This is a genomic window from Devosia sp. ZB163, from assembly GCF_028613635.1.
Taxonomy (GTDB): domain Bacteria; phylum Pseudomonadota; class Alphaproteobacteria; order Rhizobiales; family Devosiaceae; genus Devosia_A.
Genome location: NZ_JAQRMY010000002.1, coordinates 870,433 through 896,374, shown reverse-complemented (window position 1 = coordinate 896,374; position 25,942 = coordinate 870,433). Strand labels below are relative to the sequence as shown.

The following is a 25,942-nucleotide window of genomic DNA, read 5'->3' as shown; positions in this document are numbered from 1 at the left end:
CTGATTGGTGCTCAGAAGCGGCCTCTCGGGCTTGCCCAGGGGGGCCCATTCGGGCCTTCGACCAGCTCCGCCAGCACTTCCGGAACCAGTGCCGGCAGGTCCTCAGCGATCAAGCCCGGACCACCCCACAGGTTGCCCGCCTCGCCGTGAATCCACACCCCGGCGCAAGCGGCCTCGAAGCCGACCATGCCCTGAGCCAGCAGCCCCGCGACGATACCAGCCAGCACATCGCCCGACCCGGCGGTCCCCAGCGTCGGCGGCGCGTTGTCGTTGATCACCGCACGTCCATCGGGCGAAGCCACGACCGTATCGCTGCCCTTGAGGATCACCACGGCTCCCGAACGCGCCGCTGCAGCCCGCGCCCGCTCGACCTTGGTGCCTTCGATCTTGCCGAACAGCCGTTCGAACTCGCCCTCGTGCGGCGTCATCACCACCGGCCGGTCCGGGGACTGCCCTATCGCGGCGAACAAGGTGTCCGGGTCGTCCTTGAAGCTCGTGAGTGCGTCGGCATCGAGCACAGTTGCCGGCCCGCGGTTGAGAATGGCGAGCACGTTCGCCCGGGTTGCATCCCCTACTCCCGCTGCCGGGCCGATGACGAACGACTTCACCTTGTGATCGGCGATCAACTGACCGAGTTCGGGCGCCGCCGCGGCCGGCTTCAGCATGACTGCCGTAACGTGATTGGCATGGACCGCAAGCGCCTCGGGGTGCCCCGTGAGCGTCACCAGCCCGGCGCCGGTGCGGAGGGCTGCTGTCGCGGTCAACCGGCTGGCGCCGGTCTGCAGCGGGCCGCCGGACATTACCATGCAGTGTCCGCGCGTGAATTTGTGCCCCTCGGCGTCGGCCGCTGGCAGATGCCATAGCGTCGGCGCGTTCCGCCAGAGCCGCGCTCCGATCTCGCCGAGAACGCTGTCCGGAATGCCGATCTGGCGGAGCTCCACCTCGCCGCAGCGTGCCCGTCCCGGCAGCAACAGGTGTCCGGGCTTCAGCCGGAAGAACGTCACCGACGCCGCAGCCTTGACCGCAACGCCGCGCACCTGTCCGCTCGCGCCGTCGATACCGCTCGGCACGTCCACCGACACCACCGGCACGCCCGTGGCATTCACCGCCTCGATCAATGCCGCCAGTTTGCCCTCGATGTCGCGATCGAGGCCAGCTCCCAGAAGGGCGTCGACGATCACGTCGGCCGGCTGCAGGGCCACTGCCCGCGCGTCGTCGATCGGCCCCTGCCAAAGGTCGGCATAGTGCGCCGCATCCCCCTTCAGCTTCGTCCGATCGCCGAACAGGGCCAGCCGCACCGCACGCCCCGCCTGCCGAAGCTTCTCGGCCGCCACGAACCCGTCGCCGCCGTTGTTGCCGGGACCGCACAGTACGAGGACCTGGCCGGGATAGTGCTCGGCCACGAGATCGGCCACTGCGGCGCCAGCGGCCTCCATCAGCCGGAGCGAAGGCACGCCGGCCGCGACGGCCAGCTGGTCGGCGCGGCCCATTTCGGTGGGCGTCAGGAGCACTTCTTGGTCAATGGTCATGCCGCGAGCCTAGCCGGGCCCGGCGAAAACCAAAAGCCACCAGAGGCTTGCCGGCTATCGCGCTGGCTGGCCGACGCGCCCCGGCGGACTATAGGCGATCGAAGAGGCCGCCCGCAGCGCCTCCATGGTCTCCTCGATCGTCAGGAGGACCGAGGTCTGCATGCTGCTCATCGCGCCGCCGGCGGCGATCGCGATCGCTGTAGAGGCCATCGCGACATTGTCGGGCGCTTCCCACAGGGTGTAGCCGTCGTGCTCGCCGAGCGAGTACCAGAATCCATGAAGCTTGCCGCCCACGGATTCGATGTACTGCTGGCCGGCCTTGCGGCGGTCCTCGGGGTTCTGGATTAGGCGTGCCCAGGTTTCGGGCGTGTAGGTGAAGCGGGTCAGGTATAGCGGCATCGGCTGTTCCTTTCGCGCTGATCGCCGTCGCTCTCCGGCAGAAGCCTAGCGCAGCAACGCCCCAGCCGTCCAATGGCGCAAAAAGAAAAGGCCGCCCCAAAGGGCGGCCCGATTATTCTGGCAGAAACCTACCGATTAGTGGTGGTGCTCTTCCGGAACTTCGTCCTCGTCGGCCGCGATGATCTTGCTCAGCTCGGCGCGGGTCATCGGCTTATCGGTCTTCTCAGCGAGCTCGGTGACGAAATCCACCACCTTGTTCTCGAACACCGGCGCGCGGAGGCTGGCCAGAGCCTGCGGGTTCTTGCGGTAGTAGTCGTAGACCTGCTGTTCCTGGCCCTGGAAGCGGCGCACTTCGGCGATCAGGGCCTGCTGGTGCTCTTCCTCGGTGACCTCGACCTTGTTCTGGTTGCCGATCTCGGCGACCACGAGGCCCAGGCGCACGCGGCGCTCGGCGATCTTCCTGTACTGCTCCTTGGCGGCTTCTTCGGTCGTGCCCTCGTCCTCGAAGGAACGGCCGTGGTGTTCAACCTCGTGCACGACGCGCTGCCAGATGGTGTTGAACTCGGCGTCCACGAGCTGCTCGGGAACGTCGAACTTGTGGCCTTCGTCGAGCTGATCGAGAATCTGGCGCTTGATCGCCTGGCGGCCCATGGAGTCGAGCGCGGCGCGCATCTGGTCCTTGACCGCGTTGCGCAGGGCTTCGACGTTCTCGAGACCGAGATTCTTGGCGAAATCGTCGTTGAGCTCACCGGCGCGGGGGCCGTCGATGTGCAGGATGGTCGTCTCGAACTCGGCCTTCTTGCCGGCCAGCTCGTCCTGCGCGTAGTCCTTGGGGAACGTGACCTTGACCGTCTTGGTCTCGTTCTTCTTCATTCCGACCAGCTGCTCTTCGAAGCCGGGGATGAACTCGCCCGAACCGACGACGAGGTGGGCATGGTCCGAAGTGCCGCCCGGGAAGGCCTCACCCTTGATCGTGCCCTTGAAGGAGAGCCCGAGCCGGTCGCCATTCTCGACGACACCGTCCTCGCCCTTCTCCTCATAGCCGCGCTGCTGCGCGAATACGCGCTGCACCTCGGCATCAACGTCCTTGTCGTCGATCTCGACGACAGGCTTGTCGACCTTGAGGCCCTTGAAGTCCATCAGGGTGACGGGCGGCAGTACCTCGTAGCTGACCTCGAAGTTGAGGTCGGCGTCGCCGTCGAGCACCTTGTTGATGACGTCCTGGTCTTCCGGCAGGTCAACCTTCGGCTGCGTTGCGGCGCGCTCGGAACGGTCGTCCAGGGTCTTGGAGACGGTCGCGTTGATTGCGTCGGACAGCACTTCCGACATGGCCGAGCGGCCATAGACCTTCTTCAGGTGCGCGGTCGGCACCTTGCCGGGGCGGAAACCCTTGATGTTCGCGGTGCCCTTGAGCTCGTCGAGCCGCGCATCCAGCCGGTCGCTGAGATCCTTCTTGGGGATGACGACGGTAAGTTTGCGCTTGAGGCCCTCGTTGAGGGTTTCTGTAACCTGCATTGGGGTATCCCGTTGTCTCTTCAAAACTCGTTTGGCCGAAGTCGCTGGCAGTAGCGCTGGCAAGCTCTGGTGCGGGTGAGAGGGCTCGAACCTCCACGCCTTGCGGCGCTGGAACCTAAATCCAGTGCGTCTACCAGTTCCGCCACACCCGCAAGGTGCCCCGTCGGCCGGGTCGCGTGCATATATGGCAAGAAACGGGGAAGGTCAAAGGGAGAGGTGGGGCGCCAAGCGTAGTTGGGCGAGCCGTGCCTTGGCTACGTCGATGAACGCGCCCTTCAGCTCGCTGTAATCTGCCCCATCGTGGCACGGGTGCCGGCCGAACAGCGCGTTCTTGCAGCGCTTCAGTTCAAGCATCTGCCCACTTTCGCTGCAAACCGACCTTTGTCACACTTGGATCGGCCATTCTGGACACCGGAATTGACCAAATCACGCTCAGCATGCCTACTATTTGATCACTGGGCCGGCTGCGCATCTCGACTGCTGGATCAGATGTTCGCCGTAGGCGCTTATCTTGGCAAGGTTTTCTCCGGCGCTGGCAAGCTGGCACGGACCCTGCATACAACCGTGCGGCACCCGACCGGTGCCTGTTGGAGGCCTGAATGAAGAAGATCGAGGCTATCGTAAAGCCGTTCAAGCTCGACGAAGTGAAGGAAGCGCTGCAGGAAGTCGGCCTGCAGGGCATCACCGTGACTGAAGCCAAGGGCTTCGGTCGGCAGAAGGGGCATACCGAGCTCTATCGGGGTGCCGAGTATGTCGTCGATTTCCTGCCCAAGGTGAAGGTCGAGGTGGTTTGCCCCGACGAACTCGCCGAGAAGGCGATCGAAGCGATCCGCACCGCTGCGCAAACCGGCCGCATCGGCGACGGCAAGATCTTCGTCTATTCGATCGAACAGGCCATCCGCATCCGCACCGGCGAATTCGGCGACGACGCGCTCTAGGGCGCCTGAGCCATCGTCCGCCCGCCTAATTCAACTCCAGACTTTTACAGGGGAACCTAATGACCACTGGAAGCGACATCCTCAAGAAGATCAAAGACGAGGACATCAAGTACGTCGACCTCCGCTTTACCGATCTGCGCGGCAAGCTGCAGCACGTCACCATGGACGTGACCGTCGTCGACGAGGATCTCTTCGAGGAAGGGACCATGTTCGACGGGTCCTCGATCGCCGGCTGGAAGGCCATCAACGAGTCCGACATGGTGCTGATGCCCGATCCGAACTCGGCCTATATCGACCCGTTCTTCGGGGCCCTGACCCTCGCCATCAACTGCGACGTCCTCGAGCCGCTGACCTATCAGCCGTACAACCGCGACCCGCGCACCACCGCCAAGAAGGCCGAGGCGTACGTCAAGGAGCTCGGTATCGGCGACACCATCGTTTTCGGCCCCGAGCCCGAATTCTTCATCTTCGACGACGTGCGCTACTCGAACACCACGTACAAGGTGGGCTTCTCGGTCGACCACTCGGAACTGCCGATCAACAACGACACCGAGTACGAGTCGGGCAACACCGGCCACCATATCGGCCTCAAGAAGGGCTACTTCCCGGTTCCGCCGCTGGACAGCGCGCAGGACATGCGCGGCGAAATGCTCGCCGCCATGGCGTCGATGGGCGTCACCGTCGAAAAGCACCACCACGAAGTGGCCTCGGCCCAGCATGAGCTCGGCATCAAGTTCGCTCCGATGATCAAGTCGGCCGACGACGTGCAGATCTACAAGTACGTGATCCAGCAGGTCGCCCAGGCCTACGGCAAGACCGTGACCTTCATGCCGAAGCCGGTCTATGGCGACAACGGCTCGGGCATGCACTGCCACCAGTCGATCTGGAAGGACGGCAAGCCGCTCTTCGCAGGTGACCAGTATGCCGGCCTTTCGATGGAAGCGCTGTACTACATCGGCGGCGTGATCAAGCACGCGAAGGCCATCAACGCCTTCACCAACCCGACCACCAACTCGTACAAGCGCCTCGTGCCGGGCTTCGAAGCTCCGGTGCTGCTCGCCTACTCGGCGCGCAACCGCTCGGCTTCGTGCCGCATTCCCTTCGGCCAGTCGCCGAAGTCGAAGCGCGTCGAAGTCCGCTTCCCTGATCCGCTGGCCAACCCGTACCTCGGCTTCGCCGCCCTGGTGATGGCCGGCATCGACGGCATCAAGAACAAGATCCACCCGGGCGACCCGATGGACAAGGATCTGTACGAGCTGCCCAAGGAAGAGCTGAAGCAGATTCCGACCGTTTGCGGCTCGCTCCGTGAAGCGCTCGAGTCCCTCGACAAGGACCGCGACTTCCTCAAGGCCGGCGGCGTGTTCGACGACGACCAGATCGACAGCTACATCGAGCTGAAGATGACGGAAGTCATCAAGTTCGAGCACACCCCGCATCCGGTCGAGTACGAGATGTACTATTCGGCCTGATGGTCGGATCGATCGCAGGAACATGAAAGGGCCCCTCGGGGCCCTTTCTCTTTCATGGCCTGCGATGCGTGGCCGATCCGGGTTTGCCCGGTGCATGCGCTGGCGGACTGTTGGTCGCCACCCAGATGACGTGCCGCGCGCCCTTCCCGCCATGCGCCCGCGCCTTCAGCTCCTCGACTTTCATGCCCGATTGCTGCAGCCGTTTGGTGAAGTGCGCGTCGGGCGCCACCGACCATACCGCCAGCATACCGTCCGGCCGAAGCGCTGCCTTCGCAGCGGCGATCCCGCCGTGACTGTACAGGCGGTCGTTGCCCGGCCGAGACAGGCCCTCGGGGCCATTGTCGACATCGAGCAGGATGGCGTCGAACTTCTGCGCGTCGCCGGCCATCACCGCGCCGACATCACCCACCCGCAGGGTCACCCGCGGGTCATCGAGGCTGTCGCCGTGGATCGCAGCGAGCGGGCCGCGGGCCCAGGCCCCGGCGATCTGCGGCACCAGTTCGGCCACCACCAGCTCGGCGTCCGGCCGGAATGCAGCGAGCGCCGCGCGCAGGGTAAAGCCCATGCCGAGCCCGCCGATCAGCACCCGCGCCTTCGGCCGTCCGCCGATGCGTTCGGCAGCGACATTGGACATCGCCTCTTCCGAGCCGGCTTGCCGGCTGCTCATCAGTCCGATTGTGCCGGCGAAGATGGTGAACTCCTGCCCGCGCTGCATCAGCTTGAACTCACCGCCTCCGGGCACCTTCGCACGATCGAGCTCAACCCACGGCAGCACGGCATTCTCCTTGTCACTGGTCCGGCAGCTTTAGCGCTGTCTTCGCCCCGGCGACAGTTCAAATGACCCGACTTTTCAGGACTGACAGATGGACGGAACTCGAGAGGGCCTCGCACGGGCCCCCCTTCATTCTCATCGCGCCAGCGCAGCGATCTCGCCCGCCATTGTGGCGGCCTCGTCGGTTGTCAGCGCCCCGAAGGCCAAACGGGTGCGGAAGGTGCCGCCGGGGGCGATGAACTTGACGTTACCCTTGGCCAGCTCGGCCTCGCGACCATCTGCCTCCGCCGTCGCCGGCAGGAATGGGCCGAGCGCGTCCTCGTCGCCGTTGCGCGACATCCAGCGCACGCCCTTGTCCAACTCGGACGGGCGGTGGCTGATGAAGTCCGCCGTCCCGTCCGGCAGGAGCTGCAGGGTGTGGGCCCAGCCGTCTGCTCCCGCCGGATAGTCCATGCCGGCGACGAGCTCCGGATCGATCCGGCGGCCAGCGACGATGGTGCGATGCGACGCGGGGTCGTCCTGAAAGCGCGCCATGAGGTCGTGGTACGATTGGTCGGCCAATCGGTAGCCGGGCATGTGCGTGCGGACACGGAAATGCTCGGGTGTGTTCGGCACCGCATCCACCAGGCGTGCGCCGTCCACCGGGCGGAAGTTCACATGGGCGAGGTACATGAGCTCCATCGGCTTGCTGCGCCGGTTGGTCACCGTGAGATCGAGTTCGATGCGCCCTCCCCGCTCCCGCACCCGGAGCACCGGCTCGAACTCGTAGTGAAGCCCGAACGCGACCCGTTGCACGTGCTTTCCCGACACCTCGACATAGGCACCTGCGTCGTCGCTACCGAGGACCAGTCGAGCCGCCTCGTAGGCTGCATTGGGCAACTCGCCGTGCGGTGCGTGCTTGTCGTTCGGCCCGACGTTGCCCATCGCGGAAGCTCCGCAGTGAACAAGGAACGCGCCGTAGTTGCGCAAGAACTCCGTGCTCGCCACAGGCTCGTCGAACACCGAGCGCATGGTCAGCCGCCGGCCGTAGAACGTCGCGTCCCAAATCTGCTGCCCATGGTAGGGCAGGACGACGATCTCGCCATCGGCGTTTGCGATACGAACTGCGGCGACGCCGGAGGCATAGCGGAACACGCTGGCCCGCAGCGCGCCCAACTCCGCGAGTTGCCGCTCCCTCGCCTCGAACGCCACCGCTCCGAGATCGATGACCGTGCGGCTTGCCCCAATCGTCATGGCTCCAACTCCCATTTGCCTTGCTGCCAAGCTCTAGCAGCCGCCTAGCGCGAAGCGGAATCCGCCTTCCGTCGGGCCGAGGCGGAACCGCCCAGGCCCTGGCTACTTCCTGTTTGCAGCTTCATTGGCCGCTGGCATGGTGACTGCAACCCCCTGAAGGATTCGCCATGAGCGTTGGACTGCTTGGACTGCTCGACGACATCACCGCGCTCGCGAAGGTCGCAGCCGCCTCGATCGACGATGTCGCGGGACAGGCCACCAAGGCCGGCCTCAAGGCTGCAGGCGCGGTCATCGACGACACGGCAGTCACGCCGCGCTATGTCCACGGCTTTGCCGCGGAGCGCGAACTGCCGATCGTCTGGCGCATCGCCGTCGGCTCCATCCGCAACAAGCTGCTGATCCTGCTGCCCGCCGCGCTGGCACTCAGCTTCTTCGCTCCCTGGCTCATCACGCCCCTCCTCATGATCGGCGGCGCGTATCTCTGCTACGAGGGTGCCGAGAAGGTGTTCGGCTCGGTTTTCCCCCATGCCGGCCACGCCCACGAGGCGGAGCTCGCAGACGCGCCCAGCGATCCCAAGCGGCTCGAGGAAGAGCGCGTCGCCGGCGCCATCCAGACCGACTTCATCCTCTCGGCCGAGATCATGACCATCGCGCTCGCCGCCCTGCCCGACCTGCCCTTCTGGGAGCAGGCACTGGTGCTGGTGGTCGTCGCTTTCGGCATCACCGTGGGCGTCTATGGGGCCGTGGCGTTGATCGTGAAGGCCGACGACATTGGCCTTGCCCTCGCCAACGGCGCCCGCACCGGAGTCGGCAAGGCGCTTGGGCGCGGCATCCTGCGAGCCATGCCGTGGGTCATGCGCTTTCTCTCCGTGCTGGGCACCGCAGCCATGATCTGGGTCGGCGGCGGCATCGTCGTGCACGGTCTCGCCGGGTTCGGGCTCAATCAGGTCGAGCACGTCGTCGAGGCCTTCGCCCATGGCGCGGAGGCGCTCCTGCCGCAGATCGGCGGCTTCCTCGGCCAGCTGGCGATCATCTTTGCTGATCTCGTCATTGGCCTCGTGCTCGGACTGCTGTTGATTCCGGTCGCCAGCAAGCTCATCGTCCCGGCCTGGCGCGCGATCCGCAGCCTGTTCAAGCGCGAGGAGCGTGCGGGATGACTCCGGAATTCCTGATCACCACGCTGGTGATCGTCGCTTCGCCGGGCACCGGCGCGCTGTTCACGCTTGCCGCCGGCCTCACGCGCGGGGCGCGGGCCAGCATCGTGGCCGCCTTCGCCTGTACGCTGGGCGTCATTCCGCATATGGCGGCGGCGATCACCGGACTTGCGGCTCTGCTGCACACGAGCGCGCTCGCTTTCGAGATCATCAAGTATTTCGGCGTCGCCTACCTGCTCTACATGGCCTGGGCCACGCTCAGGGAGAAGGGCGCGCTTAGCGTCGATACCGACGCGGCTCCGAAGTCGGTGCGCCAGGTCCTGCTGTCGGGCATCCTGGTCAACATCCTCAACCCCAAGCTCTCGATCTTCTTCTTTGCCTTCCTGCCACAGTTCGTGCCGTCGGGCGCGCCCGACGGCCTGACCCGCATGCTGGAGCTCAGCGGCGTGTTCATGGCCATGACGTTCGTGATTTTCGCTATCTACGGTGTGTTCGCTGCCGCAGTGCGCAAGCATGTGGTGACGCGTCCGCGCGTACTCAACTGGATGCGCCGCACCTTTGCGGCGGCCTTCGTCGCGCTCGGCGCCAAGCTAGCGCTGACCGAGCGCTAGCCTACTCGCCAATCTCGGGGTGCTCGGCCGCAAGCACGCGGTCGGGGCCGGTCCTGAGCGTCAGCAAGGCCTCGATCTGGTCCATGGGCTGCAGCTCGGCGAACTGAATGGCGAAGCCCGTCGGAATGTGTCGCACGACCCTGCCGGGGACCCCACCCACGCCGGCAGGCGAGCCAAGTGGCGGCAGCACATCTGCCGACACGGCTACGCCCGACTGCGACATGTCGATGATGAAGCAGTCGAACTTCGTCCCGTCTCCCAGGATCAGCCTGGCCTTCGTCTCGCGTGGCAGCACACGCCGGTGCGCACGCCGATCGATGACCGCCTTCAGCGCCTTGCGCTTCAACCAGTCGATCCGTGCGCCCAACAGGTTCCGCTCGCTGTCGCTGCACTCGAAGCTTGCAGCGAAGCCGCCGTCGAGCACGCGCGAAATCTTACCACGGATGATGCCGAGGCCCTGGAAGGTTACGATCAGCCCGTCGCCCAGAGGTCCGGCGACCGGTGCGTTGATCACCGCTTCGAACGGCGAAATGCTGCGTGCGCGGCAGGCGAACACCTGAACCGCCCCCGCGGTCTGTGCACGGCTGGCCAGCACGTAGCTGCCCATCACGTCGCCGATGAACCGGACGTCCTTGCGGCCCTGGACGCCTGTCGCTGCACCGGCGGGGCCGCTCATCTGGGCTGCAACTGCCATCTGCTACATCGCTTCGCGCTTGGGGGTGAGAACTACTTCGTATCCCGCGACAAGGCGGTCGGCGTCTGCCGCGTCCAGCGCTTCGTCAAAGGCGATTGCAAATCCACCCTCGAAAACGCGCACCACATGCGCCGGCACCCGGCCCACTGCAATGGCGTCACCAGGAGTAGCGGTTCGATCGGCCAGCACAGCAGCGCCGGATCGGGAAATGTCACTGAGCGTCGCGTCGGCCGTCATGCCGTCGGCGAAGGTCACAGTGGTGCGGGCATCGCGCGGGCGCGTCCGCATGAAGTCGCGGCTATCTCCCGAGATCCGCCCGCCATGCCGGCGAAGCCACGCGACCCAGGTCGTGAGCCGCTTGCGGGCCTCGTCGTTCAGCAGATTGACGCAGACGAATCCGTCCTCGCGGACTGACTCGATCTCGCAGCGGATAAGCCCGAAGCCCTCGAGTTCGACCCAAAGGTGCTCGCCCACGTCGCCGTGGACGGGCGCCGCAATCACCATCGCCGACGGCGCGAGACTAACCACCGTGCAGTGGACGGCCCGCACGCCCCCTGCCCGCGGAGTGTAAGTGAACGAGGCGAGCAACCCGCCATCATACCGAACTTCCGACCGCCGTTCGGGCAGCCGCTGGACATGTCGATCTTCTGAACCGGACATCCGAGCCTCTCCAACCCATGGGTAAGACTACGCATCGGAATCTGAATCGAAAGTTACCTGACTAGTTGATCGACAGTATTTCCGACGCAGTTTCCTGCAATTTCGCAGCAATATCGCGCATTCGTCTTTTCGACTCCGCCCGCCCCGGTCGACGTCCATAGGTAATATTGCCCATGTACCCGTGGTGGGAGAGCGAAGCATCATCCGTACGCGCAACAAGGACGCCGCACCCCGACATTGCACCAGCGCGCCGTCGTCAGCTCTCCTCGAGCATCATCTCCTCGAAGAAGGACTCCGGACTTTCGACCTCCGCCAGCCGCCTGCCCTGGATCTGCAGATAGCGGTTGCCGACATTCCGCACGAAGCTGCGATCGTGGGAGACGAGAACGGCCGTCGCATCGTGGGCGAGTATCTCGCTCTCGAGCGTCTCGCGTCCGGGGATGTCGACGTGGTTGGTCGGCTCGTCCATCAGATAGAAGTTTGGCTCGGTCAGCCGCAGCGCCAGCAGGCCAAGGCGGGCCCGTTGCCCGAAGCTCAGCTGTCCGATCGGCTTGGACTGCTTCTCGATGACGAAGCCCGCTGCGGCCAGCAGGCTACGTACCCGGGCATCGGGCTGATTGAACCCGACAGAGATGAAGCTTTCCGGCGTCTCCTTCACCGGTAGCTGCGACATGTCCTGGTCGGTGTAGCCGAGCACCAGCGATGGTGTGACGCGGATGCCCGCAACACCGTCGAGCCCGGTCATTGCGCGGTGGATCAGCTTGACCAGTTGGGATTTGCCCGCGCCGTTCCGCCCAAGCAGGATGATCCGGTCGCCCTGGAAGATGTGCAGCTTGTCGATGCGAAAGAGCTGCTGTCCCGTCGGGGTCGAGACGGCGACGTTCTCGATCGCGACGAGCAGTTTGGCGTGGGTGCCACGGTTGGTGAGCCGAATCTCGCCCGAGCGCTCGCGATGGACCGGCCTGACGGCCTCCTCGAGCTTCGCGGCCCGTTCCCTGAGCTGCTTGGTCTTCACCACCAGCAGGTCGCTGCCCGAGTTGATGCCGATGTTGTTGAGCTTGGCGGCCTGCTTGCGCAACTTGCCCGCTTCCTTGAGGTCGCGCTCGTTCTGGGCCTGCCGCGATGCGTCCTCCCGTTCGAGCTCCGACCGGGCGGCACTATAGGTCAATGGGAAGTACCGCGAAGTCCCCGGCCGCAGGAATAGCGTCCGGTTGGTCACGGCGTCGAGGAAGTCCCGGTCGTGGCTGGCGACGAGCAGTGGCACGTTACGCGCCTCGCGGTTCAGCCACGTCTCGAGGCGGAACAGCTTGCTGAGATCGAGATGGTTGGTCGGCTCATCCATCAGCATCGCGTCGGGGTCGGTCACCCACACCCGCGCGATCAGCATCAGCCGCTGCCAGCCGCCGCTCAGTTCGGCGACCTTGCGGTCACGCATCTCGTAGGGCGTCTCGAAGCCATCTAGCGCCACGTCGGCGCGCCAGGCATCGGTTTCCCGGTCGGGCGGCGGCAGGGCATCGAGCACGGCGTCACGCATGCTCAGTTGCATCAGGTTCGCCGGGACATGCTGCTCGACATAGCCGATGCGCAGGCCGCGCGAGCGGATCACCTCGCCGGTGGTCGGCTCGGCAAGGCCCATGATGATGCGCAGAAGCGTGGTCTTGCCCAGACCATTGCCGGCGACGAGGCCTACCCGGTCCCCGTCGGCGACGACGAGGTTGAGGTCGCTGAACAGCGGCGCAGTGGCAATGGTGGAAAGGTTCTTGAGGCTGATCGAGCCCATTTTCGTCTCTTCTGGATCTACGGCGCGATCAAAGCGCCTTTGCCGTCAATGGCCCACACAATGCGGGGCCGGCTTGGGCAGACCAGAAGTGGATGAGACGAAGCTGTCGTCCGGACCCGTTCGGTCAGCCCTGCAACTGCTGCTGCAGGGCGAAGACAGGGCCGCGGCTGCGGTGCTGGTCATGGCGAAAGCCCACGCGACCCTCCCTCATTGGTGTGGCGGACGTCGCGTTATCGCGCGCGGACCAGCGAAGATCAAGGGGCGGCCCAGCACGGACCACCAAAGGGAAGACCCCCTGCCCGCTAGGCCAGATAGAACAGTGTGGCCACTGCGGCGACCGTCAGGGGGCGAGGAAAGGCAAGATGGGCAAACCGGTACGCAAAACTCTTTAATCCGGCTTGCTGCCATCCGCTGTTTCGTTGCGCCAGGGAACTGGTCTCAAGGTACGCGAAACCACCGCTACGGGCGCGCATACGGCTACTCCAACACTCAAAACCGTATGAAGGGACTGTATCGGGACGCGCTTAAAAAAGTGCTTCGAGAAAGCAAATGAAACCTAAACGGAGTGCTCCAAAACAAGGCGCCCGGTCCTTTTGTGCGGTACCGGACGCTTTGGAATCATTGGAAAAATCACTTAGGCGGGACGGAGCCTGTCACGCACAAGGATGGCACCGGTGCAGGTCGACACCCTGAGCAGGTGCACCCACCCGCCACGGGTTCCCCGCACCTGGATGCGCCGGTCGTTTCGGACGTTCAGAGAGATATTGCGATAGCCCTGATCGCGTACTGCGTTGCGTATCTGGCGATCGGTCAGTTCCACGCAGATGAGCGGCCGGCGATAGCCGAAGCCATCGGTGCCGAAGCCGAAGTGGAACGGCGACTGGGCCATGGCCGGGATGGTCGAGGCTGCGAGGGACAAGCCCAGAACCGCAGCGCGAAGGATTGGCGTCGCCTTCATTTCCAGCTCCTGGTCTTCTGAAACAAGAAATCCCGACCCCATGGGGGCCGGGATTCTGGCGGGAGCCTTGGGGAGGAGCCGGCCCCCGCCGGGTCTTTGCCTAGAGGTTGAACTCGAAGCGGAAGCCGGGGGTATAGGAGCGACGCAGCCGCTCGATATCAGTGACACGACCGCTGCAGCGGTTGATGGTCATTGCGTAGGTGCGACGGCCCCAGTCGGCAACGACCTTCACGCGGACGCCGCGACGATCGACGAAACGAATGTCATCCCAGCCGAGCCGACCGAGGCCACGGCGAACTTCGTTGTTGGTCAGGCATTCGCCGCGGAAACGGCGGCCGTTGTCGAAGCGGTAGGAGAAGCCGTCCCCACCGCCGCGGATGCCGAACTCAAAGTTGAACGAGGGACTGCCCGACTGAGCCTGCACCGGCATGGCCGTGAGCGTTGCAGCGCCGAGCGTAAGCGCAACTATGGCGGCGCGGCCCGACTTCATCACGGTGGAAAGGATGGGGGTCATGTGAGGTCTCCTAGAACAAGTCGTCTGTGGTGCCAGGTCCACTAGCGTACCGCGACCCTAGTGGTTCCAATCTTAATCGAAACGGCATCGCCCGTTCACCTGCCGTTCATGTTGGTGGCAACACGGCGGCAGACGGAACAGGTGATGTCACGTGCGTAGATGGTGAGATTGCCGAACTCCCGGCCCGGACGCTGCATACTGGCCCCGGCAGGGTGCCCTGCAATCTCGGCCGGGCGTCTAGTCCCCGCAGACTGAAGGCTCGCGGAACCGTGCGTTCACATGCCGTTCACAGGTGGTTGACACCTGCGGTGCCCCGTCTTACCTCGGGCCTTACCCACCCATTTCGGCAATATGCTAGAGCTTGAGAGGCGCCGATTCGCGCCTTGGACGGAGATTTCATGGCGGCCATCGAAGACCTATTCGGCTCGGACGACGAGGCTCCCCGCTCCGTCAAGCCGGCGCCTGCGGCACCCGCCCCTGCCCCCGCTGCGCCTGCCACGCCGAATGTCTCGCACGCCAACAGCTATTCCGCCGCCGACATCGAAGTGCTGGAAGGCCTCGAGCCGGTGCGCCGCCGCCCCGGTATGTATATCGGCGGCACCGACGCCAATGCGCTGCACCATCTGTTCGCCGAAGTCATCGACAACTCGATGGACGAGGCTATTGCTGGCCACGCCAACCGTATCGAGGTGCATTTCGGCGCCGACGGCTACCTGACTGTCGCCGACAACGGCCGCGGCATCCCGGTCGAGAACCACCCGAAGTTCCCCGGGCGCTCGACGCTCGAGATCGTCATGACCACGCTGCATGCCGGCGGCAAGTTCGACGGCAAGGCATACGAGACCTCGGGTGGCCTCCACGGCGTCGGCGTCTCGGTCGTGAACGCGCTGTCGGACGACCTCGTTGTCGAAGTGGCGCGCGACCAGGTGCTCTATCGCCAGAGTTTTTCGCGTGGCAAGCCCGTTGGCGGCATGGAGACCGTAGGACGGGTGCAGAACCGCCGTGGCACCACCACGCGCTTCCACGCCGATCCGCAGATCTTCGGTGACAAGGCCGAGTTCTCCGCCGCACGCCTTTTCAAGATGACCCGGTCGAAGGCCTACCTGTTCGGCGGTGTCGAGATTCGCTGGTCCTGCGACGAGAGCGTCGCTACCTCCGACGTGCCGGCCAAGGCGACCTTCCACTTCCCCGGCGGCCTCCGCGATTTTCTTGCCAACCGCATCGATGGCGAGCCGCGCATCACCGAGGACATCTTTTCGGGCACCATCGGCAAGCCCGGCACGCACGGCGCCGTCGAGTGGGCCGTCGCCTGGTGTCTCGGCGACGGTTTCGTCAACTCCTACTGCAACACCGTCCCGACGGGCGATGGCGGCACGCACGAACAGGGCCTCCGCGTCGCCTTGCTCCGCGGCCTCCGCAACTACGCCGAGCTCAGCGGCAACAAGCGCGCCGCCCAGCTGACCGCCGACGACGTGCTGGTGCAGTGTTCGGCCATGCTGTCGGTATTCGTGCGTGAGCCCGAATTCGTCGGCCAGACCAAGGACAAGCTGAGCTCGCCCGAAGCCTCGCGCATCGTCGACAACGCGCTGCGCGACCCGTTCGACCACTGGCTCGCCGCTTCGCCCAACCAGGCTTCAAAGCTCCTGGATTGGGCCATCGAGCGCGCCGAGGAGCGCCTGCGCCGCAAGAAGGAAAAGGAAGTCGACCGTCAGTCGGCGACCAGGAAGCTCCGCCTGCCTGGCAAGCTCGCCGACTGCACCCAGTCGGCTGCCCAGGGTGCAGAAATCTTCATCGTCGAGGGCGACTCGGCCGGTGGCAGCGCCAAGTCGGCGCGCGACCGCAAGAGCCAGGCCATCCTGCCGCTGCGCGGCAAGATCCTCAATGTCGCAGGCGCCACCCGCGACAAGGTGCAGGCCAGCCAGGCCATCGCCGACCTGATCCAGGCGCTCGGCTGCGGCACCCGCGAGCGCTATCGCGAAGACGAGCTGCGCTACGACAAGATCATCCTGATGACCGATGCCGACGTCGACGGCGCGCACATCGCCTCGCTGCTGATGACCTTTTTCTTCCAGGAGATGCCCAAGCTCATCGAGGGCGGCCACCTCTACCTCGCGATGCCGCCGCTGTTCCGCATCAGCTCGGGGCCCAAGGTCGCCTACGCGATGAACGACGCGCACCGGGACCAGCTGCTCGCCACAGAGTTCAAGGGCAAGAAACCGGATATCACGCGCTTCAAGGGCCTCGGCGAGATGCCCTACGTGCACCTGCGCGAGACGACGATGGACAAGAAGACCCGCACTCTGCTGCAGGTCCGCATCCGAGACGACTTCGACGAGACCAAGGTCACCGTCGACCGCCTGATGGGCAACCGCCCCGAAGCCCGCTTCGACTTCATCCAGGAAAACGCCGCATTCGTCACCGATCTCGATATCTGACAGATGTGGGCGGCGTGCACTGCCACGCCAGGGGCAAGCGCATAGATGATAACGCGGCGCAGGGTGCTTAAGCTCCTGGGAGCTGGCCTGGCTACGCTCGTGGCTACTGCCGCCTACCCCTTCGTGGAAGTTCTCGGCAGTCCGTTCGTCACGCGCTACCCGCTCACGCCGCGCGGCTGGACCCCGGGCCTCAAGCTGCGCGTCGCGGTTCTCACCGACTTCCATGCCTGCGAACCGTGGATGACCCTGCAGCGCGTCGACAGCATCTGCGCCCAGGCCCAGGCACTCGAACCGGACATCATCCTGCCGCTCGGCGACTATGTCCCCGGCGCCATGCGGTTCGTAACCAAGCATTTCGCAGCATCGGATTGGGCGGCTTCGCTCGGCAAGCTGCAGGCGCCGCTGGGGGTGCACGCTGTTCTCGGCAATCACGACTACTGGGAGGATCGGGCTTACCAACGTGACAGCACGGTGCTGCCCTTCGTCGTCGAGGCCCTGCGTGGAGCAGGCATCTCCACCCATGTCAACGAAGCGGTGCGCCTCGAGAAGGACGGCCACGCCTTCTGGCTGGCCGGGCTGGGCGACCAGTTGGCGCTTCGGCCCAACAGTTCCGCCGGTCGCCCCCGGCTCACCGGCATCGATGACCTTGAGGGCGTCCTTGCCTCGATACCTGACGAGGCTCCGGTGCTGCTCATGGCGCATGAGCCCGACATCTACCCGTCTGTCCCGGAGCGTGTCAGCCTCACGCTCAGCGGGCACACGCACGGCGGGCAGGTCAATATCTTCGGCTGGCGGCCAGTGGCGGCGTCGGCCGGCTCGCGGCCCTACCCGGCCGGGTACTTCAACGAAGGCGGCCGCGAACTCATCGTTTCGCGCGGACTGGGCTGCTCAGGTCTCCCCATCCGCTTCGGCAGTTGGCCCGAAATCGTCCTGCTCGAATTGGGTGCCTGATCAGCCGAACGGCGAACCGGGCGGTCGCCCGGGCACGACATTAACCGCGCGCCTGCAATTGGCGTTGACTCGCAAGGGGTTTCCACTATGTTCCGGCCCGTCGCGAGCACGACCGGGAAGGGTGGAGACCGGTTGGGTTGCTGAAGGCGGAGTCGAGTTTGCTGATTTCACCCGGCGACATTTCTGTCGACCCGCACCTTCTCAAGTAGCTGCCTGTCGACCAGCCCTCCTACTTGAGCGGACCACTGATTTGGCAAATGACTTTTCTGGGCTCGGCCTTAGCACCAAGGTGATGGATGCGGTTGCCGCATCTGGTTATACCAAGCCCACCGACATTCAGGCGCAGGCTATCCCGCATGTCCTCGAGAAGAAGGACATTATCGGCATTGCCCAGACCGGCACCGGCAAGACGGCATCGTTCGTGCTGCCCATGCTCACGCTGCTCGAAAGTGGTCGCGCCCGGGCCCGCATGCCGCGCACGCTGATCCTCGAACCGACGCGCGAACTCGCTGCGCAGGTGCACGAGAACTTCGAGAAATACGGCAAGAACCACAGGCTCAACGTCGCACTGCTTATCGGTGGCGTCAGCTTCGAGGACCAGAACAAGGTCCTCGATCGTGGCGCCGACGTGCTGATCGCAACGCCGGGCCGCATGCTCGACCAGTTCGAACGCGGACGGATCCTGCTTACCGGTGTCGATATCCTCGTCATCGACGAGGCTGACCGCATGCTCGACATGGGCTTTATTCCCGATATCGAGCGCATCTGTGGCCTCTTGCCGCCGCGCCGGCAGACGCTGTTCTTCTCCGCCACCATGCCGCCGGAGATCCAGCGGCTGACCAACCGGTTCCTGCGCGATCCGATCCGCATCGAGGTCGCCCGTCAGAACTCGACCGCCGAAACGATCGAGCAGCGCCTTGTTCGCGTCTCCGGCAAGCCCGAGGAAAAGCGCGACGCGCTGCGTCGCCTGATCCGCGCCGAGCCTAACCTCAAGAACGCGATCATCTTCTCCAATCGCAAGCGCGACGTCGCCACCCTAGCCCGTTCGCTGCAGAAGCACGGTTTCTCGGCTGGCGGCCTGCATGGCGACATGGACCAGAAGAGCCGCATGGAGACGCTCGACGCGTTCAAGTCGGACAAGCTGCAGCTGCTCGTCGCCAGCGACGTGGCCGCCCGTGGCCTCGACATTCCGGCAGTGAGCCACGTCTTCAACTTCGACGTACCGACCCATGCCGAAGACTATGTGCACCGTATCGGCCGCACCGGTCGGGCCGGCCGCTCGGGCGTCGCGGTGACGCTAGCATCCCCTGCGGATGGAAAGTACGTCGATGCGATCACCAAGCTGATCGGCAAGGGCATTCCCGAGGTACCGATGCCCGGTGGCGCCGAGCCACAGTCGCGTCCCGCGCGCAGCGAACCGCAGTCGCGTCCGGCTCGCGCCGAGCGTGAGGAGCCTCGCACCGAGCGTCCCCAGCGGTCGCGGCGGCGTGGACGGCCGGAAGACAATCACGAGGATCGGCCGGCGCGTGTGTCCTCCGACAAGCATATCGAGGGGATCGTTGCGGATTCACCGTTCGGTACCGATGGACCTGTTCCGGCATTCCTGCTCCGGCGCTGACCGAAATACAGACTAACACCTGACATGTCAGTATAACTCCCATTGGGTTACGGTGCTTTTACGCGGCATTAATGCCGAACATCGGACAATGCGCGCCAATCAATCGGCTTACGGTGGGATTCGGGGGCACGGTGTCAGAGCAGGAATTCAGACGCGCCCTTGGCTATGCCACTTCGGCGATCGACCTGCTGAAGCGGGCGACGATTCCGCCGTACCCGCAGTTCTACGAACTGCTCTACACCTACGCGACCGGCGTGAACCCGTCTCTCAACTCTCGCATCAACGAGATCTTCCGCGACGGCCACGCCACTTCCGATATTGCCGAACGGCTCTACAATGAGTTTCTGAGGGCCCAGGATGCCAATGCGCGCATCTCGGGCGTGTCAGAGCGGATGTCCCGGCGCATCGTCGCGGTACACGATGCCATCGACACGGCGATGACCACGGCCAGCGCCTACTCCGCCTCCCTGCAGATCGCCTCGGGGGACCTCGGCGCGGACGAACTCGATACCGACGAACTGCGGAAGCTGGCCGGTGCGCTGCTCGCCGAGACGCGCCGTATGCAGGATGCCAACCACCAGCTGGAGATGAGCCTGCAGGCGTCCCGAGACGACATCGACGCCCTGCAGCGCGATCTCGACGACGTCCGCCGAGAAGCGCTGCTCGACCCGCTGACCAAGATCCACAACCGCAAGGCCTTCGATGACGGACTGCTGCGCGCCGTCGGCCGGGCTGCCGAAGGCCACGGCCACCTGTCGCTGATCCTGATCGACATCGACCACTTCAAGAACTTCAACGACACTTGGGGCCACCAGACGGGCGACCAAGTCCTGCGCCTCGTGGCGATGACGCTGAAGTCCAACATCAAGGGTAAGGACATTGCGGCCCGCTACGGCGGTGAAGAGTTCGCGGCCATTCTGCCGGACACCGACCTCGAAGGCGCCGTGATCCTTGCCGACAACATCCGCAAGGCCATCCAGGCCAAGGAACTGCTGAAGCGCTCCACCAACGAGAAGCTGGGCCGGGTCACCGCTTCGTTCGGTGTCGCCTCGTACCGGGCTTCGGATACCCCCTCGGGCCTGATCGAGCGCGCCGATCGCTGCCTCTATGCCGCAAAGCACCTGGGACGCAACAAGGTGGTCAGCGAGACCGATCTCGACAACGACGAGACTTTCCCGGCTCTAGGTGCCGCCTGACCTGCGCTTAGGCCTCCCGCGTCTCGACGCTCAGGGATCTGAGGGCGTCCCAGTACCCGGGATAGGTCTTTCCGACGCATAGTGGATCGAGGATGGTGATTCCGCCGATCTTCAGTCCGGCGAGGGCAAAGCTCATCGCGATGCGATGATCCTCGTAGGTTTCTATCTTCGTGGGCAGCGCCTGACCGGCCAAGCCAGGGTCCGAACTGACCACGAGGTCATCGCCTTCCTCATGCGCCAGCCCGGCGCGAATGCGGTTCAGTTCGGTCGAGAGCGCCGAGATGCGGTCGCACTCCTTGACCCGCAGGTTGGCGATCCCGATGAACCGGACCGGCGTCTCGTTGAATGCCGACAGCACGGCCAGCGTCGGCACGGCGTCCTGCATTTGCGAGCCGTCGATCACGGCCGGCAGGTGCGGGAACATGCTAATGAACCTGGCGGCCTCGGCATCGGGCTGCGTGAAGGCATCCATGGGCACGCCGAGTTCGATGGAGCCGCCCGTGAGCGCTTCCGCCGCCCAGAGGTACGTGGCAGCCGAAGCATCGGGCTCGATGTGGAAATCAGTGGCCCGGTAGCCGGTCGGCTCAACGCGCCAGGTCATCTCGTCCAGTTGCTCGACCTTCGCACCGAAGGCGCGCATGGCGGCGAGCGTCAGGTTCACGTAGCCGCGGGCATCGAGGTCCTTGCCAGTCAGCGCCACCTCAATCGGGCCGTCGCCATAGGGTGCCGCCATGAGCAGCGCGGAGACGTACTGGCTCGAGAGGCCACCATCGATCTCGACACGCCCGCTGCCAAACGAGCCTGTGCCGTCGATCACCACAGGCGGGCAGCCGGTCTCACTGGTGGCGTCGATACCGAGGGAGCGGAGAGCCACCAGGAGCGGCTCGATCGGGCGCTTGCGCATTGCCTCGTCGCCGTCGACGACCACCCTGCCCTCGACCAGCGACACTGCGGCGGTCAGGAAGCGTGTCGCGGTGCCGGCGTTCCCCAGCACCAGAGCCTCGGTGGGCGCCTTGAGCGTCCCGTCGCTGGTGACGATGAAGGTCGTCGCGTCAGGCTCCTCGACCGTGACGCCCATCTGGCCGAGTGCCCGTGCCATCAGGGCCGTGTCCTTGCTCTTCAGCGCCCCGGTCAGGCGGCTCGTGCCCTTGGCGAGGGCTGCCAGCAGCAGTGCACGATTGGTGATCGACTTGGAGCCCGGGGGCGTCACGCGTCCCACCAGGGGACGGGCGGGGGGGACGATCGTCAAAGCCTCGAGCTTTGAGGAAGCGGCAGCAGTCAATGGAGCACTCCGTCAAACAGGCGGCCGATGGCCGCACTCACTCCGGTCGAGCCGGACACATCGATCTGTCGAATGGCCCGGTCCTTCGCCGGGGTGAGGTTGAAGCAAGCCCGATGGGTGTAGCCAATCGGGGCAAATGCTGCAACGGGCATCGCCCTCAGGCGTGCCCGGTCGTCCGTGCGTCGGCCAGAGCCTTCAGGTCGGCCGGCTTTAGCTGGACGCTCTCGCCGCAGCCGCACTCACCCGTCTGGTTGGGGTTCTTGAAGGTGAACCCGGACTTGAGAATGTCCTCCTCGAAGTCCATCACCGTGCCGAGAAGGAACAGCGTCGCCTTGGGCTCGACAAAAACGTGGACGCCCTTGTCCTCGACATGGTCGTCGCCCGAGACCGGTTCGGAGACGTAGTCGAGTGTATAGGCTTGCCCGGCGCAACCGGCATTGCGGATGCCGACTCGCACGCCGACTACGGGCTTGTCGCTATCCTCAATGATCTCATTGATGCGCTCGGCGGCGGCATCGGTGAGGCTCATGATCTTCAATGGCATCGGCTGCGGACCTTCATCGTAACAAGACGATATATAGACCTAACGCGCGGAACTTACCACCAGTTGAGCGCAACCTGGGCTTCTTCGCTCATGCGAGACGCATCCCATGGCGGATCGTAGACCATGTTCACGGTCACGTTCTGGATGCCTTCGACGGACAGCGCAGCGTTTTCCACCCAGCCCGGCATCTCGCCGGCCACAGGACATCCAGGAGCGGTCAGAGTCATATCGATGGCGAGGTTGCGGTCGTCGTCCAGGTCGACCTTGTAGATCAGCCCAAGCTCGTAGATGTCGACCGGGATCTCCGGATCGTAGACGGTCTTCAGCGCCCCAATCAGGTCCTTGGTGATCCGCTCGACCTCGTCGGCGGGAATCGCGCCGCCCACGTTCGCCTTGATGCGCGGGGCATCGCCGGCATTGGGCTCGGGGGCTTCGGCCGCGGGGGCCAGGTCTTTCACTTCGTCGGTCATATCCAACCCTTACGCGAAGAAGCTTCGCGCCTTTTCGATACCTTCGACCAGCGCATCGATGTCATCCTTGCCGGTATATAGGCCGAAGGAGGCCCGGCAGGTAGAGGTGACGCCGAAACGCTTGAGCAGCGGCATGGCGCAGTGGGTTCCAGCCCGCACCGCGATGCCGTAGCGATCGAGAATGGTCGAGACGTCATGGGCATGTGCGCCCTTGAGCTCGAACGAGAAAATGCCGCCCTTTCCGGGCGCCGTGCCGATCAGGCGCAGCGAGTTGATCCGGCCCAGGCGCTCCATCGCGTAACTGGTCAGTTCCGCTTCGTGCGCCTCGGTTGCCTCATGCCCGATGCCCTCGACGTAGTCGATGGCTGCTCCCAGGCCGATGGCCTGGACAATGGGGGGTGTGCCGGCCTCGAAGCGGTGCGGCGGCTCGTTGTAGGTGACCTGCTCCATCGTGACCGTATCGATCATCTCGCCGCCGCCCTGGTAGGGCTGCATGTCTGCCAGCAGCTCGTACTTGCCGTAAAGCACCCCGATGCCCGTCGGGCCGTAGAGCTTGTGGCCGGTGAAGACGTAGAAGTCGACGTCGAGATCCTGGACGTCGACCTTCCGGTGCACCGCCCCCTGGCTGCCGTCGACCAGCACCGGGATGCCCCGCGCGTGGGCGATCTCGACGATCTGCTTGATCGGCGTCACCGTGCCCAGCACGTTCGACATGTGAGTGATGGCGACCATCTTGGTGCGCGGCGTCAACGCCTTCTCGAACGCCTCGATCGAGAAGCTGCCGTCATCGCCGACATCCACCCAGTTCAGCACCGCGCCCTTGCGCTCGCGGTGGAAATGCCATGGCACAATGTTGGAGTGGTGCTCCATGATGGAGAGCACGATCTCATCGCCCTCCCCGATCCGCGGCCCGAGGAACGACGCTGCGACGAGGTTGATCGCCTCGGTGGCCGAGCGGGTGAAGATGATCTCCTCGTTCCGCCCCGCATTGACGAAGCGCCGCACGGCTTCGCGCCCGCCTTCGTAGGCTTCGGTCGCCCGGTTTGCGAGGGTATGGAGCCCGCGGTGGACGTTGGCATAGGCGTGCCGATGCGCCCAATCCATCCGGTCGAGCACCTGGTTCGGCTTCTGCGCCGAAGCGCCCGAGTCGAGGTAGACGAGCCGATTCCCGTGGATCTTCTCCTCGAGGATCGGAAAGTCAGAGCGCACTTTGGCGAGGTCGAAGGTCATCTTGCTTACCGTTGGAGATGGCGCGGGATCAGCCCCGCGCCAGCCAATCCTCGATCACCGCGGTCAGCGCTTCGTTGAGCGCCTCGTCCTCGATGGGATCAACCAGCTCGGCGAGGAACGCCCGCACCAGCATCGTCTCGGCTTCCACCTTGGGAATGCCGCGGCTCAACAGATAGAACATCGAGTCCTCGTCGAGGCGGCCGCAGGTCGAGCCGTGGCCGCAGACGACGTCGTCGGCATAAATCTCGAGCTCGGGCTTGCTGAGGATCTCAGCCTCGTCCGAGAGCATCAGCCCCTGGCTCATCAGCTTGGCGTCGGTCTTCTGTGCATCGCGCGCAACCACGAGCCGCCCCTGAACCACTGCCTTCGAGCGCCCGCGGGCGATCGACTTGAACAGCGGCTTCGAAGTGGTGTGCGGAACGGCGTGCAGCGCATCCATGGTGATGTCGGCGTGCTGGCCGTCGCTGACGAGGTTCAGGCCGGTGAGGTCGGCATGCGCCCCCGCCCCCATGTAGCGTGGGAACAGCTGGGTCCGGCTCAACGCCGCACCGGCATTGATCACCAGCGTGCGCAACTGCGCACCCTCGGCGATGTGATACTCGTTCGAGGCGAAGTGAGTTGCCGCCTTGGCCGCGAGGTTCACCGTGATGTGGGTCACTCTGGCGTTCTTGCCCAGCGCCACATAGGTGGCGTGGTTGCCCAGGTGCGCTTCGTCGCTCCCCGAATAGGTCTCGAGGATCACCGCGCTGCCGCCGTCGGCGACGAAAATCTTCGCCGCGCTGGTCGAGTGCCCGGCGGCGCCTTCGGTGCGGCGGTCGATCTGGATCACCGGATCGACCGAGCCGTCGAGGTCGAGCGTGAGGCATTGCTTGGTGAGCGCGTTGTTGAGACGCGTGACGACATCGTCACGCGTGGACAGCACTCCGCCATTGGCCTTGCCGACGATGACGCCTGCGGGCGCGGTGCCGGTATCCTGCACCACCCCGTTGGCGATCATCAGCTGGTAGGCACCGGCGACGCGCAGCGCCGGAGCGCTCGCCTCCATAGCCGCACCGGCGAGCTCGGGCACCGCGCGCAGCAGCTGCTTGAGGTCGGTATAGTGGTAGGCCTCGACCCGGCGGGTCGGCAGACCCGTGCCGGTGAGGCGTTCGGCCTCGGAAGCGGCGCCGATGGCCGTCAGCTGCTCGATGAGCTTGGTCTCGGCCGGGCCGAGACGAACGGGTACATGCATGCTCACGCCGCCTGCTCCTCGTCAAAGCCGGCGTAGCCCTTAGCCTCGAGCTCGAGCGCGAGCTCCTTGGGGCCGCTCTCGACCACACGACCATCCGAGAACACGTGGACCACGTCCGGCACGATATGGTTCAGCAGACGCTGGTAGTGGGTGATGACCAGCATCGAGCGGTCGGCGCCGCGAAGAGCGTTCACGCCCTCGGACACGACCTTGAGCGCGTCAATATCGAGGCCGGAATCCGTCTCGTCGAGGATGCACATCTTGGGCTTCAGGAGTGCCATCTGAAGGATCTCGGCGCGCTTCTTCTCGCCGCCCGAGAAGCCCACGTTCAGGGCGCGCTTCAGCATATCGGCGTCGATATGGAGCGCCTTGCCGGCTTCCTTGACCGCCTTCATGAAATCCGGCGTCGAAATCTCACTCTCGCCGCGCGCCTTGCGCTGGGCATTGAGCGCCGACTTGAGGAAGGTCATCGTGGCGACGCCCGGGATCTCGATCGGGTACTGGAACGCGAGGAACAGGCCCGCGACAGCACGATCCGACGGCTCCATCTCGAGGATGTTCTTGCCATCGAGCAGCACTTCGCCGTCGGTTACCTCGTAGTCTTCCTTGCCTGCGAGCACGTAGCTCAGGGTCGATTTGCCCGAGCCGTTGCGCCCCATGATCGCGTGCACCTCGCCCTTGGGGACGATGAGGTTCACGCCTTTGAGGATCTCGCGCTCCTCGATGCGAACATGGAGGTTGCGGATTTCAAGCATGGGG

25 protein-coding genes and 1 tRNA gene are annotated in these 25,942 nt (G+C 64.9%); 8 read left to right on the top strand and 18 right to left on the bottom strand.

The window, feature by feature from the left end; genetic code table 11:
* Window positions 1–11: 11 nt before the first annotated feature.
* The 5 genes from PRN20_RS12650 to PRN20_RS12630 form a co-directional block, all read right to left on the bottom strand.
* Entirely contained in the window at window positions 12–1,529 is a 1,518-nt protein-coding gene (locus PRN20_RS12650) for an NAD(P)H-hydrate dehydratase (RefSeq protein WP_273957736.1), read from the bottom strand.
* Between the two features lie 54 nt (window positions 1,530–1,583).
* A complete protein-coding gene (locus PRN20_RS12645) occupies window positions 1,584–1,928 on the bottom strand; it encodes a GYD domain-containing protein (RefSeq protein WP_273957735.1) in 345 nt (114 codons plus the stop codon).
* Window positions 1,929–2,063: 135 nt separating this feature from the next.
* On the bottom strand, window positions 2,064–3,443 hold the full coding sequence (tig, locus tag PRN20_RS12640; protein WP_273957734.1) for a trigger factor: 1,380 nt from the start codon (window positions 3,441–3,443) through the stop codon (window positions 2,064–2,066).
* A gap of 67 nt (window positions 3,444–3,510) precedes the next feature.
* Window positions 3,511–3,595, bottom strand: a tRNA-Leu gene (locus PRN20_RS12635).
* 52 nt (window positions 3,596–3,647) lie between these two features.
* The gene (locus PRN20_RS12630) at window positions 3,648–3,797 is read right to left on the bottom strand and encodes a hypothetical protein (RefSeq protein ID WP_273957733.1); all 150 of its coding nucleotides are present in this window, start codon (window positions 3,795–3,797) and stop codon (window positions 3,648–3,650) included.
* Between the two features lie 245 nt (window positions 3,798–4,042).
* Here PRN20_RS12630 and PRN20_RS12625 point away from each other — a divergent pair, with 245 nt between their 5' ends.
* A complete protein-coding gene (locus tag PRN20_RS12625) occupies window positions 4,043–4,381 on the top strand; it encodes a P-II family nitrogen regulator (protein WP_126151873.1) in 339 nt (112 codons plus the stop codon).
* 59 nt (window positions 4,382–4,440) lie between these two features.
* Window positions 4,441–5,850 carry a type I glutamate--ammonia ligase gene (gene glnA, locus PRN20_RS12620; RefSeq protein ID WP_273957731.1) on the top strand — a complete coding sequence of 470 codons (1,410 nt, stop codon included), beginning with the start codon at window positions 4,441–4,443 and terminating at the stop codon, window positions 5,848–5,850.
* A 52-nt stretch (window positions 5,851–5,902) separates the two neighbouring features.
* On the opposite strand, the gene PRN20_RS12615 is transcribed toward glnA, so the two are convergent.
* Window positions 5,903–6,625, bottom strand: coding sequence for a spermidine synthase (locus PRN20_RS12615; RefSeq protein WP_273957730.1), 723 nt, complete (start codon window positions 6,623–6,625; stop codon window positions 5,903–5,905).
* A 132-nt stretch (window positions 6,626–6,757) separates the two neighbouring features.
* A complete protein-coding gene (locus PRN20_RS12610) occupies window positions 6,758–7,855 on the bottom strand; it encodes a DUF4432 family protein (RefSeq protein ID WP_273957729.1) in 1,098 nt (365 codons plus the stop codon).
* A gap of 167 nt (window positions 7,856–8,022) precedes the next feature.
* Between PRN20_RS12610 and PRN20_RS12605 the strand changes: the two genes are divergently transcribed.
* Window positions 8,023–9,012, top strand: coding sequence for a DUF808 domain-containing protein (locus PRN20_RS12605; protein ID WP_273957728.1), 990 nt, complete (start codon window positions 8,023–8,025; stop codon window positions 9,010–9,012).
* On the top strand, window positions 9,009–9,620 hold the full coding sequence (locus tag PRN20_RS12600; protein WP_273957727.1) for a LysE family translocator: 612 nt from the start codon (window positions 9,009–9,011) through the stop codon (window positions 9,618–9,620). The genes PRN20_RS12605 and PRN20_RS12600 overlap by 4 nt, the downstream gene beginning before the upstream one ends.
* Window position 9,621: 1 nt before the next feature.
* On the opposite strand, the gene PRN20_RS12595 is transcribed toward PRN20_RS12600, so the two are convergent.
* The 5 genes from PRN20_RS12595 to PRN20_RS12575 all read right to left on the bottom strand — a co-directional run bounded on the left by PRN20_RS12595 (window position 9,622) and on the right by PRN20_RS12575 (window position 14,226).
* Window positions 9,622–10,314: a PilZ domain-containing protein gene (locus PRN20_RS12595; protein WP_273957726.1), complete on the bottom strand. Its 693-nt coding sequence runs from the start codon at window positions 10,312–10,314 to the stop codon at window positions 9,622–9,624.
* 3 nt (window positions 10,315–10,317) lie between these two features.
* A complete protein-coding gene (locus PRN20_RS12590; RefSeq protein ID WP_273957724.1) occupies window positions 10,318–10,974 on the bottom strand; it encodes a hypothetical protein in 657 nt (218 codons plus the stop codon).
* A 256-nt stretch (window positions 10,975–11,230) separates the two neighbouring features.
* Entirely contained in the window at window positions 11,231–12,754 is a 1,524-nt protein-coding gene (locus PRN20_RS12585; protein WP_273957723.1) for an ABC-F family ATP-binding cassette domain-containing protein, read from the bottom strand.
* A gap of 634 nt (window positions 12,755–13,388) precedes the next feature.
* On the bottom strand, window positions 13,389–13,712 hold the full coding sequence (locus PRN20_RS12580; RefSeq protein WP_273957722.1) for a hypothetical protein: 324 nt from the start codon (window positions 13,710–13,712) through the stop codon (window positions 13,389–13,391).
* Window positions 13,713–13,812: 100 nt separating this feature from the next.
* The gene (locus PRN20_RS12575; RefSeq protein WP_273957721.1) at window positions 13,813–14,226 is read right to left on the bottom strand and encodes a hypothetical protein; all 414 of its coding nucleotides are present in this window, start codon (window positions 14,224–14,226) and stop codon (window positions 13,813–13,815) included.
* Between the two features lie 398 nt (window positions 14,227–14,624).
* Between PRN20_RS12575 and parE the strand changes: the two genes are divergently transcribed.
* The 4 genes from parE to PRN20_RS12555 all read left to right on the top strand — a co-directional run bounded on the left by parE (window position 14,625) and on the right by PRN20_RS12555 (window position 20,426).
* The gene (gene parE, locus PRN20_RS12570) at window positions 14,625–16,661 is read left to right on the top strand and encodes a DNA topoisomerase IV subunit B (RefSeq protein ID WP_273957720.1); all 2,037 of its coding nucleotides are present in this window, start codon (window positions 14,625–14,627) and stop codon (window positions 16,659–16,661) included.
* Between the two features lie 45 nt (window positions 16,662–16,706).
* Window positions 16,707–17,612 carry a metallophosphoesterase gene (locus PRN20_RS12565; protein ID WP_273957719.1) on the top strand — a complete coding sequence of 302 codons (906 nt, stop codon included), beginning with the start codon at window positions 16,707–16,709 and terminating at the stop codon, window positions 17,610–17,612.
* A 292-nt stretch (window positions 17,613–17,904) separates the two neighbouring features.
* Window positions 17,905–19,230 (top strand): DEAD/DEAH box helicase, encoded by a 1,326-nt coding sequence (locus tag PRN20_RS12560; RefSeq protein WP_273958088.1) that lies wholly within the window; start codon window positions 17,905–17,907, stop codon window positions 19,228–19,230.
* A 131-nt stretch (window positions 19,231–19,361) separates the two neighbouring features.
* Window positions 19,362–20,426 (top strand): GGDEF domain-containing protein, encoded by a 1,065-nt coding sequence (locus tag PRN20_RS12555; RefSeq protein WP_273957718.1) that lies wholly within the window; start codon window positions 19,362–19,364, stop codon window positions 20,424–20,426.
* A 7-nt stretch (window positions 20,427–20,433) separates the two neighbouring features.
* On the opposite strand, the gene PRN20_RS12550 is transcribed toward PRN20_RS12555, so the two are convergent.
* From PRN20_RS12550 to sufC, 6 genes are all read right to left on the bottom strand, one after another.
* Window positions 20,434–21,675, bottom strand: a complete 1,242-nt coding sequence (locus PRN20_RS12550; RefSeq protein WP_273958086.1) for a 3-phosphoshikimate 1-carboxyvinyltransferase — start codon at window positions 21,673–21,675, stop codon at window positions 20,434–20,436.
* 190 nt (window positions 21,676–21,865) lie between these two features.
* Window positions 21,866–22,252: a HesB/IscA family protein gene (locus tag PRN20_RS12545; RefSeq protein WP_273957717.1), complete on the bottom strand. Its 387-nt coding sequence runs from the start codon at window positions 22,250–22,252 to the stop codon at window positions 21,866–21,868.
* A gap of 53 nt (window positions 22,253–22,305) precedes the next feature.
* A complete protein-coding gene (locus PRN20_RS12540) occupies window positions 22,306–22,722 on the bottom strand; it encodes an SUF system Fe-S cluster assembly protein (RefSeq protein ID WP_273957716.1) in 417 nt (138 codons plus the stop codon).
* 9 nt (window positions 22,723–22,731) lie between these two features.
* A complete protein-coding gene (locus tag PRN20_RS12535; RefSeq protein WP_273957715.1) occupies window positions 22,732–23,952 on the bottom strand; it encodes a cysteine desulfurase in 1,221 nt (406 codons plus the stop codon).
* A gap of 28 nt (window positions 23,953–23,980) precedes the next feature.
* Entirely contained in the window at window positions 23,981–25,183 is a 1,203-nt protein-coding gene (gene sufD, locus PRN20_RS12530) for a Fe-S cluster assembly protein SufD (RefSeq protein ID WP_273958084.1), read from the bottom strand.
* Between the two features lie 2 nt (window positions 25,184–25,185).
* Entirely contained in the window at window positions 25,186–25,938 is a 753-nt protein-coding gene (sufC, locus tag PRN20_RS12525) for a Fe-S cluster assembly ATPase SufC (RefSeq protein ID WP_273958082.1), read from the bottom strand.
* Window positions 25,939–25,942: the final 4 nt, after the last annotated feature.